General features: G+C 72.4%; 13 protein-coding genes. 6 read left to right on the forward strand and 7 right to left on the reverse strand.

The window, feature by feature from the left end:
- Nucleotides 1-201 precede the first annotated feature (201 nt).
- From ACZ4MH_RS10000 to ACZ4MH_RS10020, 5 genes are all read right to left on the reverse strand, one after another.
- Nucleotides 202-1,329 (reverse strand): hypothetical protein, encoded by a 1,128-nt coding sequence (locus ACZ4MH_RS10000; RefSeq protein WP_351590806.1) that lies wholly within the window; start codon nt 1,327-1,329, stop codon nt 202-204.
- Nucleotides 1,329-2,096: an RNA polymerase sigma factor gene (locus tag ACZ4MH_RS10005; RefSeq protein ID WP_467754447.1), complete on the reverse strand. Its 768-nt coding sequence runs from the start codon at nt 2,094-2,096 to the stop codon at nt 1,329-1,331. The genes ACZ4MH_RS10000 and ACZ4MH_RS10005 overlap by 1 nt, the downstream gene beginning before the upstream one ends.
- A gap of 410 nt (nt 2,097-2,506) precedes the next feature.
- Entirely contained in the window at nt 2,507-3,241 is a 735-nt protein-coding gene (locus tag ACZ4MH_RS10010) for a hypothetical protein (RefSeq protein ID WP_467754448.1), read from the reverse strand.
- Complete coding sequence (locus ACZ4MH_RS10015) at nt 3,238-3,858, reverse strand: RNA polymerase sigma factor (RefSeq protein ID WP_467754449.1); 621 nt, start codon at nt 3,856-3,858, stop codon at nt 3,238-3,240. The genes ACZ4MH_RS10010 and ACZ4MH_RS10015 overlap by 4 nt, the downstream gene beginning before the upstream one ends.
- A gap of 104 nt (nt 3,859-3,962) precedes the next feature.
- Complete coding sequence (locus tag ACZ4MH_RS10020; RefSeq protein ID WP_351593818.1) at nt 3,963-4,391, reverse strand: hypothetical protein; 429 nt, start codon at nt 4,389-4,391, stop codon at nt 3,963-3,965.
- Nucleotides 4,392-4,588: 197 nt separating this feature from the next.
- Between ACZ4MH_RS10020 and ACZ4MH_RS10025 the strand changes: the two genes are divergently transcribed.
- Nucleotides 4,589-7,291 (forward strand): FG-GAP-like repeat-containing protein, encoded by a 2,703-nt coding sequence (locus ACZ4MH_RS10025; RefSeq protein ID WP_351593820.1) that lies wholly within the window; start codon nt 4,589-4,591, stop codon nt 7,289-7,291.
- Nucleotides 7,292-7,319: 28 nt separating this feature from the next.
- On the opposite strand, the gene ACZ4MH_RS10030 is transcribed toward ACZ4MH_RS10025, so the two are convergent.
- Both ACZ4MH_RS10030 and ACZ4MH_RS10035 read right to left on the reverse strand, forming a co-directional pair.
- Nucleotides 7,320-7,895 (reverse strand): hypothetical protein, encoded by a 576-nt coding sequence (locus tag ACZ4MH_RS10030; protein ID WP_351593822.1) that lies wholly within the window; start codon nt 7,893-7,895, stop codon nt 7,320-7,322.
- A 116-nt stretch (nt 7,896-8,011) separates the two neighbouring features.
- Nucleotides 8,012-9,676 carry a beta-N-acetylhexosaminidase gene (locus tag ACZ4MH_RS10035; protein WP_351593824.1) on the reverse strand — a complete coding sequence of 555 codons (1,665 nt, stop codon included), beginning with the start codon at nt 9,674-9,676 and terminating at the stop codon, nt 8,012-8,014.
- Nucleotides 9,677-9,907: 231 nt separating this feature from the next.
- Between ACZ4MH_RS10035 and ACZ4MH_RS10040 the strand changes: the two genes are divergently transcribed.
- From ACZ4MH_RS10040 to ACZ4MH_RS10060, 5 genes are all read left to right on the forward strand, one after another.
- Entirely contained in the window at nt 9,908-10,570 is a 663-nt protein-coding gene (locus ACZ4MH_RS10040) for a 2-oxo-4-hydroxy-4-carboxy-5-ureidoimidazoline decarboxylase (protein WP_467754450.1), read from the forward strand.
- A 192-nt stretch (nt 10,571-10,762) separates the two neighbouring features.
- On the forward strand, nt 10,763-11,143 hold the full coding sequence (gene sdhC, locus ACZ4MH_RS10045; protein WP_030609578.1) for a succinate dehydrogenase, cytochrome b556 subunit: 381 nt from the start codon (nt 10,763-10,765) through the stop codon (nt 11,141-11,143).
- A 9-nt stretch (nt 11,144-11,152) separates the two neighbouring features.
- The gene (locus ACZ4MH_RS10050) at nt 11,153-11,623 is read left to right on the forward strand and encodes a succinate dehydrogenase hydrophobic membrane anchor subunit (RefSeq protein WP_031060017.1); all 471 of its coding nucleotides are present in this window, start codon (nt 11,153-11,155) and stop codon (nt 11,621-11,623) included.
- 20 nt (nt 11,624-11,643) lie between these two features.
- Complete coding sequence (sdhA, locus tag ACZ4MH_RS10055; protein ID WP_351593828.1) at nt 11,644-13,398, forward strand: succinate dehydrogenase flavoprotein subunit; 1,755 nt, start codon at nt 11,644-11,646, stop codon at nt 13,396-13,398.
- Entirely contained in the window at nt 13,398-14,174 is a 777-nt protein-coding gene (locus ACZ4MH_RS10060) for a succinate dehydrogenase iron-sulfur subunit (protein WP_351593831.1), read from the forward strand. The genes sdhA and ACZ4MH_RS10060 overlap by 1 nt, the downstream gene beginning before the upstream one ends.
- Nucleotides 14,175-14,250: the final 76 nt, after the last annotated feature.

The raw sequence follows: 14,250 nt of genomic DNA on the forward strand, positions 1-14,250 counted from the left end.
GTGACGTTTTTGGCGACCGTGACGCTGTACGTACTGAAGCCGACTGGTCATCGGCTGCGCGGGAGCCGGGGTTCCCCCCGTACCTACGGCACCGCGCGTTCGGCGCGAGCGGGGCACGTTCCCCCGGCCCCGCTCGCGCCCTTTCTTTGCGCCCAAGCCGGCGCCGCTCCCCCGGAGGGGGCTGGGCGCCCCAGGGGTTGCTCAATGGGTGGTTGCGGTGGAAGCGCTCGGCGTTGGCTCGGGCGTGGCCGTCAGGGTGGGCGCGGGAGCCGGGGAAGTCGTCGGAGCCACCTCTGGGTGGCTTGCGTCGTCGCCCGCCTTGCTGCCGTCGCCCGACTCGTGGCCGCCGGAGGAGTCGTCGCCGCCGGACGTGTCGCCGCCCGAGGAGTCGCCGTCGGAGCCGGTGGAGCCGCCGGAGCCGGTGGAGCCGGAGCCGCCGGTGAGGCCGGAGCCGGAGGTCGGCCCTGAGCCGCCGAGGCCGCCCGTGACGCCGTTCTGCTGGAGGTACTGCTTGCAGAGGGCGTGCAGCTTCTCCGCGCCGCCCACCGCGCGCTCCAGGCGCCGCCGGTCGCCGGGCGAGGTCCGGCCCGCTTCGTAGTCACGGCAGAGCGCGAGCACCGCCGCCCGCCGCTTCGCCGTGCCGGTGCCCAGGCCGCCCCCTCCGGGGGTGAGCTGCGGCAGCGGGTCCTTCGAGGCGCCGCCGCCCTTGTGACCGGGCGTCGGCGTGCCGTCCGACGAGCCGGGGGACGTGGGCGTGGCGGGCGCCGAGGAGTCCGGGCTCGCGTCGGGCGATCGCCCGGCGTCGTCCGAGGCATCCGCTCCGGGGCCCTGGCTCTCCAGCAGGCTGGGGGTGACGGCGGCCGTGGCGCTCGGGGACGGGTCGGCGTGGCCGCCGTAGAAGGGGGTGGGGAGGACGCCGGTGCCGGCGGCCACCGCGACGCCGCCGAGCGCGCAGCCGGCGAGGGCGACGGCGAGGCCGCGCCGGAACGGGCGGCCGATGCGAGTGCGTTCGGTGGTGCGGGACGCGCCGCCGCCGGGCACGGACCGCACCACGGGTATGCCGTCCTCCGCGGTGGCCCGCGCCGCGCCGCCGGCCGCGGCAGTGTCGCGCGTAGACCGTCCCGCCGAAGCCTGGCGGAACGCGGCGGCAGCGGCCTCCTCGCCGGGCAGCGGGGCGTCCGCCGGCGGGTGCGCGCCGGCCACGGCTGCGGCGTTGAGCAGGTCGTTCAGTTCGTCCGCGCCGAAGCCGCCGCCGGCATCGACCCGTTCGCCGCGCAGCAAACTCTCCGCGGCGTTCTTGTCGAGCCAGCTGTACCGGTCGTCGGCCATCACATGTCCTTCTGCGTCCGTGCGGCCGTTTCCGTCACACCTGGTACGTACGATTCCGTTCCGCCGGTCCGACAACCGCGGCGCGGGAAGGGCACACCTCCCACGGGCCCGCCGGCCGGCCTGCTCCCTGGTACAGGACGGTCCGGAAGCCCTTCCGGTTGCCCGTCCGGCACGGCTCCTTCGCGGGCGGCCGGGCCGTCCTCGCGGTCGGTGATCAGCTCGGCGAGCCGGCGCAGCCCGCGGTGGGCGGCCGTACGGACCGCGCCCGGGCGCTTGCCGAGCACCCCGGCCGCGCTCTTGGCGTCCAGCCCGACGACCACCCGCAGCACGACGGCCTCGGCCTGGTCCTGCGGGAGCTGGGAGATCAGCCGGAACGCGCGTCCGGTGCCGAGCGACTCCAGGGCCTCGTCGACCGTGTCGGACGGGCCCGGCTTCTCTGTGAGCTCGCTCTCGTCGCCGCCGATGGCCGGGCGGCGGCCGCGCATACGGATGTGGTCCAGCGCGCGGTTCCGGGCGATGCGGGCCGCCCAGCCGCGGAAGCGGTCGGCGTCACCGCTGAAGCGGGCGAGGTCCCGGGTGATCTGCAGCCAGGCTTCGGAGGCGACGTCCTCGGCGTCCGCTTCGCCCACCAAGGTCCGTACATATCCCAGCAGACGGGGATGTACGGCCCGGTAGACGGTACGGAAGGCCGTCTCGTCACCGTCCTGTGCCGCCTGTACGGCGACCGTCAACCGGCTGTCGTCCGGCTGAGTGTCGTCCCCTTGCACGGGTCCATCCTGTCGCACGCGGAGCATCCGCCGCCCGGTCGTTGCTGCCTACGTCTGCTGCCGGCGTCCGGCTACCGCAGGTAAAGGAACTGCTTCTGGCGCCGACGGTATCCCGTGGTGCCCCCTACGCCGAAGTAAGTACGCCTGGCGCCCGTCCGCCGGGCCCGCAGGGCCGCCGCAGGACGCGTGGCAAGCGCACCGACCGGCGCGGACCTGCACGTTACGGGCATCGGCCGCCCTGCGTCCAGAGTCGCCGGGATGCGGTCGTCCGTACGGCGAGTGACGCCACTGTGACGCTTTCGGGCCCGGTGGCGCTGTAGAGGATGAGGGCCCGGTGCGGCCCTCCCGCGAACGACGGCCGGGGCCTCTCCTGTGGGGGGTGGCGGCCCCGGCCGTCCCCCTTCTGTTCTTTACTTGTTCGCCTTGTGCGGCGGCTTCGCCCGCTTCCCGGGCTTCCCCGTGTGCGACTGCTTCGCCGTGTGCCCCCGCCCCTGTTCCTGCCGGGGCTTCGGGGGCTCTCCCTTTTCCTGATGAGGCTTCGGCCGCTTCGCGGGCTTCGTGTGCTTCGGCCCCTGCTTCGCCTTCGGCCCCGGCTTCGGTTTGCCGTGGTGGCCGTGATGGCCGTGGTGGCTGTACTTCCCCGGTCCCTCCGGCGTCCGTGGGGTTTCCGTGGAGGGCCGCGGCGGACGGAGGAGCGGGACGTTGGGGCGCGCGGGCAGGGACGGGCGGCCGGACGGGGGTACGGCGTGGCCGGGCGCGGTGGGGGACGGGGCGGGGCGCTCCGGGGTACTGCCGCTGAACGTACCGACCGACGCCACCGCCACGCCGCCCAGCAGCGCCGTCGCCAGCAGCGCGCCGAGCGCGGCACGTACCGGCCGCCCGGTACGCCACGGGCGCCGGTCGCCCCGCAGCCGGTCGCCCCGCAGCCAGGCGCCCCGGCGTCGAGTGTCCGCCGCGGACGCCCGGGCGTCCCGGGCGGCGCGGAACGCGGCGACCGCCTGCCGCTCCCCTTCCGGAGTGGCGGCCGCGCCCGCGCGCACCGCGGCGCCGAGCAGTTCGGCCAGCCCGGAGAGGCCGCCGGTGTCGTCTTCTCCGGACGCCGCACCGGCGTTCCTGGAACCGCCGCCCATGCGTGGCTTCCTCACCTTCGCCTCTTGTCCTTCGTTCCGCTTCGTTCTTCCCCGTTCCGCCGCACGCCCAGCTGCTCCGCCAGCCGCTGCAGCCCGCGGTGGGCCGACGTGCGGACGGCGCCGGGCCGCTTGCCCAGTACGCGGGCGGCGGCCGGGCCGTCGAGGCCGACCACGACGCGCAGCAGCACCGCCTCGCCCTGGTCGCGCGGCAGTCCCGCGATCAGGGCCAGCACCCGTTCGGTCGAGAGTGTCTCCAGGGCCTGCTCGGAGGTGCTGTGCGGGCCCGGGAGCTCGACCAGGTCCGGCTCGAACGCGGCAGCGCGCGGCCGTACCTTCTGGCGGCGCAGCAGGTCCAGCGCCCGGTGCCGGGCGATGGTCGCGGTCCAGCCGCGGAATCCCGCGCCGTCCCCGCTGAACCGCCCGAGGTCGCGGGCGATCTCCAGCCACGCCTCGGCGGCCACGTCCTCGGCCTCGTCGCCGACGAGGCCGCGCAAGTAGCCCAGCAGCCCCGGCTGCACCAGGCGGTACGCGGCCGCGAAGGCGGCCTCGTCCCCCTGCTGCGCCCGTGCCACTGCCGCGCCCAGCTCCCCGTCGTGCGCCTGCACGCGACGGGGTTCCCCTCCCCGGCCCAACCCCGTTGTCCCCTTCTCGGCGGATCCGCGGCGTCCGCGGCGGCGCGGTACGGATCAGGGCACCTGTGCCTCCATAGTCATCAGCGTCCGAGCGGACGGAAATGTCACAGTGCCGCGCCGGCGCGGCCCCGGCCGTGCAGCTGGAGATAGAAGGTCCGCAGCGAGTCCTCGGTGCCGAATTCGAAGCGGTTCACCACCCGCCCCAGCGGGTTCCACACCCGCCCGTCGGGCATCCGTACGCCGACCGGCTGCCCGAAGTGCGCGCGCTGCGCCTCGTCGAGGTCGACCCACACGGCACCGGCCTGGCGGACCAGCACCTCGCCGACGTACGCGCCGAGTCCGAAGAGCGCGTCCGCGGGCCGCGCCCGCCCCGTACCGCCCTTGCGCAGCCCGTCGACGAGGAAGTCGGCCACCCGCAGGCTGGCCACGGTGTAGTCGAGCGGCAGCCGGTTCCGCGCCGTCACCCGGGCGACGAACGCCGCCGCCCGGCCGCGCATCTCCGCCGCCGGCACCTGTCTCGCGGCCTCGTCCATCTGCTCCCCCTCGGCTGGACCGGATACCGGGAGGCCCGGTCCGGTTTCCCACAAGACCCAGCGGACGCGGACCGCGAATCATCACAGGACACGCCTCCATAGTGCGTTTTGCCCCGCAAAGTCCGCTCACTGGAGTGGACATCGTGCCCTGCGGTATAACCAGCCGGTTTTCTCGCCGATCACTGAGGAGTGGGCACGTGAGCCCTCGAAGACCGCGCACGTCGCGCTTGCCGCGCACGTCGCACGCGTACCGGCCGATGAGCCTGAGCAGCAGGGTGTGGGTGACGGCCGGTGCCGTCCTGCTGGGCGGCGCGGGGGTGGCGACGTACGCCGTCGCCGGTCCCGCGGGCCCCGACGGGAAGGCCCGCAAGCCCGCGGTCCACGACGTACGGCTGGCCGACCTCGGCTCGGGCCGCAAGGGCCTGCCGAAGCGGGACACCGACCGGTTCAGCGCCGTGATGGTGTCCTGGAACGACCCGCACGCCAAGGTGAAGGGCGTGCCCGAGGTGCGCTACCGCGCCGCCGGGACCGACGAGTGGTCGGGCTGGACGAAGCTGCCGGACGACCCGTACTCCGCGGACGGCGCGGAGGCCGAGCGGGCGGGGACGCGCGGCGGCACCACCTCGGTGTGGACCGGTGACGCGGACGGCGTCGAGGTGCGGCTGGTGCGCGCGGACGGCTCGGCGGCCCCCGGGCAGCCGGCCGGCCTGGAGGTGAACCTCCTCGACCCCGGTACCGGTTCCGGGCCGGCGACGGCGGCGTACGCGGCCCCGGCGGCGTACGCGGCTCCGGCGGCGTACGCCGAGGACCCCACGGCCACCCCCACCGCCCCGGCGGACGGCACCGCCGCCCCCTCGCCCTCCCCCACGGCACCGGCCACCGGCACGCCCTCCGCCACCCCGACGGAGACGGCCACCGCGACGCCCTCGCCCGCGCCCACCTCGACGGTTCCCGCGCCGCGCCCGTCGACGGTGGTGAAGCCGCCGGTCATCACGCAGCAGGAGTGGGGCGCCTCCACGGACTACGACGGCACGCCCTCGTACGGCACCGAGATCAAGGCCGCCGTCATCCACCACACCGGTGTCGACAGCGACAACAAGATCTCCTGCGCCGAGTCCCGGCAGCGGATGCGGACCATCCAGCAGGAGCACTTCACCCGCGGCTACTACGACATCGGCTACAACTTCGTCGTCGACAAGTGCGGGCAGATCTTCGAGGGCCGCAGCGGCGGCATGGAGCTGCCCGTCACGGGCGCCCATGACATCGGCTTCAACACCAACACGGTCGGTATCTCCTACATCGGCAACTACATGAGCGCCAAGCCGAGCCGGGCCGCGCTGGACGCCATCGCCCGGGTCGTCGCCTGGAAGTTCGGGATGTACGGGATCGACCCGCGGGGCAAGGTCACGCTGACCTCGGGCTCCGACAAGGACGTCGACGGCAACAAGATCCCCAAGGGTCAGTCCGTCGAGCTGCCGCGGGTCTTCGGCCACCGCGCCACCAACACCACCCTGTGCCCCGGCGACTACCTCAACGACAAGCTGGGCCTGATCGCCGACCTGGCGGCGAACCCCGGCGTCTCGCACGCCCTGGCCACCTCCGACGTCGACCGGGACGGCATCAGCGACCTGGTCGCCGGCACCCCGAAGGCGTCCTCGGGCGGGCGGGTCACCGTGCTGCCGGGCGGCATCAACGGCCCGGTGGCCGCCAAGAAGACCGCGCTCACCCAGTCCAGCGCGGGCGTGCCCGGCGCGAACGAGTCCGGCGACCAGTGGGGCGCCGCGACCGCCTGGGGCGACCTGAACGGCGACGGCTACGCGGACCTCTCGGTCGGCTCCCCCGGCGAGGACGACTCCTCCCACGCGGACCGCGGCGCGGTCACCCTGCTGTACGGCCCGGCCCTGAACACCGGCACGACCATGCAGCTCGGTGACGGCTTCTCGTACACCGGGGCCAAGTTCGGCTCCGCGGTCGCGGTCGGCGACTTCGACGCCGACGGCAAGGCGGACGTCTTCGCGGCGTCCACCGGCACCGGCGGCACGTGGGCAGCGCGGTACAGCAAGGGCGGTGAGGACGCCTCGACGATCAGCACGGCGTCCGGCGCGCTGGCGTACGCGGACGCCGCCTCCGGCGACTTCAACCGCGACGGCTACGCGGACGTGGCGCTCAACTACCGCGACACGGGCCTCATCGGCCGCGTCGTGTGGTTCAAGGGCGGCGCGAACGGCCTGACCAAGGTGGGCACGCTCTCCGTGAAGGGCGGGCGTTCGATCGCCGCGGGCGACGTCAACGGCAACGGTTACGACGACATCGCCATCGGCCAGCCGTACACCTCGGAGTCCGGCGCGTACGCGGGCGGCCAGGTCACCGTGGTCCCCGGCACCGCCACCGGCTTCACCACCACCGGCATGAAGACCGTCCACCAGGACACCACCGGGGTCCCGGGCGCCGCCGAGTCGGGCGACGCGCTGGGCTGGTCGGTCTCGGTGGGCGACTACGACGCCGACGGGTTCGCGGACGTGCTGGCGGGCGCCCCGAATGAGGACACCACCCGGGACGGGACCAACCGCAGCAACTCGGGCACCTCGCTCCTGCTGCGCGGCACCTCGACCGGCCTCACCGGAACCGGCGCGCTCTCCCTCCACCAGGACACCAGCGGGGTGTCCGGCGCGACCGAGACCGACGACAAGCTGGGCTCCGCCGCCTCGCTGACGGACCTCTCCGGCTACGGCCGCGCCGACCTGACCCTCGGCGCCGAGGGCGAGGACGCGGGCAACGGCACGCTGCTGCACATCCCGAGCAACAGCACGGGCGTCAGCCCGTCGCAGGCCGTCTACTTCGGCCTGACCCAGCTCGGTACGCCGACGGGCGCCCGGCTGGGGCAACAGCTGACGCCCTGATCCGGTACCGGCCCCGGAAGCCTGCGGCTCAGACGGCGCCGCGTGCCTGTCGCGAGACCACCGCGCGCAGCACGCGGCGCCCCTCTGCGGAGACCTCCACCGCCTGCCGCAGGCCCGCCGAGCCGTGCCCGGCCAGCAGTTCCAGGATGGTCGTCTGGCGCCGGACCTCGGCCTCGACCAGCGGGGTCATGCCGTCCGTACGGCCCGCGCGCCGGTCCTCCAGGGTGTCCGCGCCCTCGTACGGCTTGCCGGCGGCATCCAGCAGGTGGTGGAGGTGGAGCGCCGTGCCGGAGCAGGCGTCGGCCCAGGCGCGGAGCGCCTCCTCGTCGGAGCCCGTGGCCGGTGCGGCGTCGAGCATCCGGCGGGCCAGTACGGCCGGCTCGGTCCCGTCCGGCGCCCCGTCCGCGGGGCCCGGCGGCAGCACGGCCCGTACCGCCGCGAGCTGGGTGCCCCACTCGGCGCCGTCCGCCGTCAGGCTCGCCCACAGCGGGCGCAGCGCGTCGTCGTCCGCGCCGAGCAGCGGCAGGCAGCGGTCCAGGCAGGCGAGGCCGCTCGCCGCGAGCCCGCGCGCATCGGCCCGCGCGAGCAGTTCCACCAGGCTCATGACGTACGCCTTCCCTCCGCACCCGGCACTTCCTTGCTGGGAGTACTGCGTGCCGGGGCGCGGGAACGTCACAGCGGACCGGGACGAAGCGGCATGAAGGCGTACGTCCGGGCTTTTCAGCGCGTGGGTGCCACCGTCGCCGCCCGGGCCTTGAAGTCCGTCCAGGACAGCGACGGCTTGCGCGGGTCCCAGACCTTTTGGGCCAGCGCGGCGAGCGGCAGCCGGATGCCGCGGGCGACCTGCTCGGTGGTCTGGGACTGGGCGAGGTCGCACCAGACGCCGAAGCGGGCGCCGGGGACGCGGTCGGGCCCGGCCAGCGAGGCCGGGACCGCCTTGCTGCCGCGCAGCACGGCCGGGGTCCACTCCTTGTAGATGCGCTCGCCGGTCGGGTACGTGAAGTCGTTCGGCTGGCCGAGGACGTAGTAGAGGTACTCGTCGTTGAGGTTGACGACCGTGCGGCCCTCCTTCAGGAACGCGGCCGGGTCGTTCGCGCCGATCTCCTTGCCGGTCCAGTACGCCACCGTGCGGTCCTTGTCGGGGGTGACGACCTTGCTGTCGTGGAAGCCGTCGTTCCAGGCCTCGACGTGCCGCACGCCCGCCTTGCGCAGGGTCTTCTCGCGGTCGTTGAGCCAGCCGGTCGTCAGGTCCTGCACAGTGGCCTTGGCGCCGTACTTCTTGGTGGCGGCGCGCGCGAGCTGCGGATAGGTGGTGCCGGGCGACTTCACGGTCAGGGCGCGGTACTCGTCGCCGCCCAGGTGCCAGCGCGGCCCGGGCACGCCCTCCTCGGCGAACAGCTTGGCGTACTCGCGCAGCAGGTCGTCGACGATCTGCGCGGCCTTGGGCTGCGAGATGTCGATGGCGCCGCGCTGACTGGTACCGGCGGCGCTGCGCAGCTGGAGCGAGGGGTGCTTGTCGATCACGGCGCCGAGGTGGCCCGGGGAGTCGATCTCGGGGATGACGGTGATGTGCAGCTCGCGGGCGAGCTTCACCAGGTGGCGGACCTGGGCCTTGGTCAGGTGGTCCGGGGAGACGATCTCCGGGTGACTGGAGCTCTCGATGCGGAACGCCTGGTCGTCGGAGAAGTGCAGCTGGAGCTGGTTGAGCTTGAGGTCGGCCATCTCCCGGACGCGCTTTTCCAGCCAGTCCGCGCTGAAGTGCTTGCGCGCGGTGTCGACGAGCAGGCCGCGCTGGGCACGGTCGGGCCGGTCCTGGATCGTGCCCTCGGGGACGCCGCCGGAGGCCCGTACGGACTGCACGACCGTGCGGGTGGCGTTGAAGATCCCGGTGTCGGTGGGCGCGGACAGGGTGAGGCGGGTGTCGCGGGCGGTGAGCGTGTACGCCTCGTCGGCGGTGCTCGCGGGGGCCGCGTTGTTCTGGTCCGCCGCCTTGCCCTTGCCCGAGAGCGTCAGCTCGACGTCGCCGGGGCGCGCGTCGTCCTTCCAGGACAGCTTCAGGCCGCCCAGGTCGGCGGCGAGCCGGCGGGCCTCGTCGGCGACCGGGCTGTTCCGGCCGGCGGGCACGACCACGCGGGCGTTCTTCGAGACGCGCCAGCCGGTGCCGTCGGCGGCCTTGAAGCCGCGGACCGCGGGGATCGTGCGCGGGGGTCCCTTGACCGCGGCCCAGCGGGGCGTGGGCGCTGCGGAGGACGCGGCGGACGTGGGCGACTTGGAATCCTGGTTTCCGGTACCGCTGCCGCCGCCGTGCTGCGCGGAGCTGTCCGAGCAGCCGGTGATGGTCAGGGCCGAGGCGGCCAGTGCCACCCATGCCGTCAGCTTCCTCATCTACGCAAACCTCCCTTTCCAGGGCGAAGTATGGCCAGCTAGAGAAATGTCCCGTCCACTACGCGCGCGAAAGCTCTCTCATCCGGGTGAAATTCGCGCATCCGTCGGACAGAAGGCGACTTGCGTCGTTACGGTGACGTCTCGCCCGCCCGTCACCCACCTCCATCCCCGGAAGACGGCGCGAGCGCCGACAGGCCCTCCTTTCCCAGGGCCCTCGCCGCCCCCGACGGCGTGCCGGCCCCGCCGGAGTCGTCCCGGTCCCGCGCGCCGCGCGCGCTGTCCCTGCTGCCCGAGGAGATCACGCTGTCCAGTGAGCCCCCGGCCGCCCCGCCGACCACGCTGCACGCTCCCCCCTCCGGCATACCTTCGCAGAAGTGCCGGCCGCGCCGGACGCCTCCCGACGGCGCGTCCGGACTCGACCGCTTCAATTCGGCCGCCGCCGGCGCCGCCGAGGCCGCGCTGCTGGCCTGCTGCGGCAGCCGCCGCTGGGCCCGCCGGATCGCCGCGCACCGCCCGTACCCCGACCTGGAAGCGCTGCTGGCCGCCGCCGACGAGGCCAGCTACGACCTCAGCCCGGGCGACCTCGCCGAAGCACTCGCCGAGGAGTCCCTCTCCCCGCAGCCGCTCGCGGGCGCCCGCGGCCGAGGCACCCTCGCGGCGCACACCGCGCTGCGCGCCGCGCACGCCGAGTACGAGCGCCGCTTCCGGCACGCCTTCGTGATCTGCCTGGACGGGCTGCGCGAGGAGGAGCTGCTGGACCGCGTGCTGAGCGGGATCAGGGACCGGCTGGGGCACGAGCCGGACGAGGAGCGCGCCATCGCCGCCGACGAGCTGCGCCGGATCGCGCGGGGGCGGCTCGCCCATCTTGCGGGTGTTGCGGGCGAAGGTCCGTGATTTCCGTATTCCTCCCTGTCCGTCGGCCCGTCCGATAGCCCGTCCGTGCTTGTTTGATCACACCTGAGGACCCCGGCGGGAGGAACCGACAAGTCGTCGCTACGATGGCCAGGGCCGGTGGACCGTACCCGGCCGGGCCAGACCGACAGTGAAGCCGGCAGGCCCCAGTCCCCGCTCCCGGAGGGTTTTTCCGTGCCGGCTGGAACGCTGTATCGCGGCCGGGAAGGTATGTGGTCCTGGGTGGCTCATCGAGTCACCGGCGTCCTCATTTTCTTCTTCCTGTTCGTGCACGTGCTCGACACCGCTCTCGTCCGTGTCTCCCCGGAGGCCTACGACGACGTCGTCGCCACGTACAAGACGCCTCTCGTCAACGTGATGGAGTACGGCCTCGTGGCCGCCATCCTCTTCCACGCGCTCAACGGCCTGCGCGTCGTGGCCGTGGACTTCTGGTCCAAGGGCACGAAGTACCAGAAGCAGCTGCTGTGGACCGTTGTCGGTGTCTGGCTTGTCCTGATGGCCGGCGCCTTCTACCCCGTGCTGCAGCACACCCTGCGCACGCTGTTCGGGAGCTGATGAAGCGCGATGTCCTCTGCTGAGACGACTCCTGTGAACGACTCCGTGTCCCTGTACGACGTGGACAACCCGGCTCCCGTCATCGAGCCGCCCCGCGCCCGTACCAAGAAGACCCCGCGGTCGACCCGGACCAACTTCGAGCTGTACGGCTGGCTGTTCATGCGGCTGTCCGGCATCGTGCTGGTCGTCCTGGTCCTCGGCCATCTGCTGCTCCAGCTGGTGCTGGACGGCGGCGTGAGCAAGATCGGCTTCGCCTTCGTGGCCGGTCGCTGGGCCTCGCCGTTCTGGCAGGCATGGGACCTGATCATGCTGTGGCTGGCGATGCTGCACGGCGCCAACGGCCTGCGTACGGTCATCAACGACTACGCGCAGCGGGACAACACCCGCTTCTGGCTGAAGATGCTGCTGTACGCCGCCACGGTGTTCACCGTCCTTCTGGGCACGCTGGTGATCTTCACCTTCGACCCGAACATCCGCTAAAGCCGGGGCTGACTGGAACAATGAAGATCCACAAGTACGACACCGTCATCGTCGGCGCGGGTGGCGCCGGCATGCGCGCGGCCATCGAGTCGACCAAGCGCAGCCGCACCGCCGTCCTGACGAAGCTCTACCCGACCCGCTCCCACACCGGCGCGGCGCAGGGCGGCATGGCCGCCGCCCTCGCCAACGTCGAGGAGGACAACTGGGAGTGGCACACCTTCGACACGATCAAGGGCGGCGACTACCTGGTCGACCAGGACGCCGCCGAGATCCTGGCGAAGGAGGCCATCGACTCGGTCCTGGACCTCGAGAAGATGGGCCTGCCGTTCAACCGCACCCCGAACGGCACGATCGACCAGCGCCGCTTCGGCGGTCACTCCCGTAACCACGGTGAGGCCCCGGTCCGCCGGTCCTGCTACGCCTCGGACCGCACAGGCCACATGATCCTCCAGACGCTGTACCAGAACTGCGTCAAGGAGGGCGTGGAATTCTTCAACGAGTTCTACGTGCTCGACCTGCTCCTGCAGGAGGTCGACGGCGTCAAGAAGTCCGCGGGCGTCGTGGCGTACGAGCTGGCCACCGGCGAGATCCACGTCTTCCAGGCGAAGTCGATCATCTTCGCGTCCGGCGGCACCGGCAAGTTCTTCAAGGTGACCTCCAACGCACACACGCTGACCGGTGACGGCCAGGCCGCGGCCTACCGCCGCGGGCTGCCGCTGGAGGACATGGAGTTCTTCCAGTTCCACCCGACCGGCATCTGGCGCATGGGCATCCTGCTGACGGAGGGCGCCCGTGGTGAGGGCGGCATCCTCCGCAACAAGGACGGCGAGCGCTTCATGGAGAAGTACGCGCCGGTCATGAAGGACCTCGCGTCCCGTGACGTCGTCTCGCGCTCCATCTACACGGAGATCCGCGAGGGCCGCGGCTGCGGTCCCGAGGGCGACCACGTCTACCTCGACCTGACCCACCTGCCGCCGGAGCAGCTGGACGCCAAGCTGCCCGACATCACCGAGTTCGCGCGGACCTACCTCGGCATCGAGCCCTACACGGACCCGATCCCGATCCAGCCGACCGCGCACTACGCCATGGGCGGCATCCCGACCAACGTCGAGGGCGAGGTGCTGGCCGACAACACCACCGTCGTGCCGGGCCTGTACGCCGCCGGCGAGGTCGCCTGTGTCTCCGTGCACGGCGCCAACCGCCTCGGCACGAACTCGCTGCTGGACATCAACGTGTTCGGCCGCCGCGCGGGCATCGCCGCCGCGGAGTACGCGCACGCCAACGAGTTCGTCGAGCTGCCCGAGAACCCGGCCAAGCAGGTCCAGGACCAGGTCGAGCGGCTGCGCGACTCCAACGGCACGGAGAGCGTGACCAAGCTCCGTACCGAGCTGCAGGAGTGCATGGACGCCAACGTGATGGTGTTCCGCACCGAGCAGACGATCAAGACGGCGGTCGAGAAGATCGGCGAGCTGCGCGAGCGGTACCTGAACGTGTCCGTCCAGGACAAGGGCAAGCGCTTCAACACCGACCTGCTGGAGGCCATCGAGCTGGGCAACCTGCTCGACCTGGCCGAGGTCATGGCGGTCTCGGCGCTGGCTCGCAAGGAGTCCCGCGGCGGTCACTACCGCGAGGACTACCCGAACCGCGACGACGTCAACTTCATGCGGCACACCATGGCGTACCGCGAGGTCGGCGCAGACGGCAAGGAGTCGATCCGCCTCGACTACAAGCCGGTCGTCCAGACCCGCTACCAGCCGATGGAGCGTAAGTACTGATGAGCACCCCCACGCTTGACAAGCACTCGGCGGCGCTGGACGCGGCCGAGAGCACCGCCGCCCAGAAGATCACCGTCACCTTCCGCATCCGCCGGTTCAACCCGGAGGTCTCGGCGGACGCGAGCTGGCAGGACTTCCAGCTGGAGCTGGACCCGAAGGAGCGCGTGCTCGACGGTCTGCACAAGATCAAGTGGGAGCAGGACGGCACGCTGACCTTCCGCCGCTCCTGCGCGCACGGCATCTGCGGCTCCGACGCCATGCGGATCAACGGCAAGAACCGGCTGGCCTGCAAGACGCTGATCAAGGACATCAACCCTGAGAAGCCCATCACGGTCGAGGCCATCAAGGGCCTGACGGTCCTGAAGGACCTGGTCGTGGACATGGAGCCGTTCTTCCAGGCGTACCGCGACGTGATGCCCTTCCTGATCACGAAGGACACCAACGAGCCGACCCGCGAGCGGCTGCAGACCGCCGAGGACCGCGAGCGCTTCGACGACACCACCAAGTGCATCCTGTGCGCCGCGTGCACCTCTTCGTGCCCGGTGTTCTGGAACGACGGCCAGTACTTCGGCCCGGCGGCGATCGTCAACGCGCACCGCTTCATCTTCGACTCGCGTGACGAGGGCGGTGAGCAGCGCCTGGAGATCCTGAACGACAAGGACGGCGTCTGGCGCTGCCGTACGACCTTCAACTGCACGGACGCCTGCCCGCGCGGTATCGAGGTCACCAAGGCGATCCAGGAGGTCAAGCGAGCGCTGATCACCCGGCGCTTCTGATCTCGGCCTGAGCCTGTGAAGAGCCCCTGTCCGGTTTTCGTACCGGACAGGGGCTCTTCGCGTAGGTACGCCCGCC

It is taken from the genome of Streptomyces sp. NPDC026301, assembly GCF_055567935.1.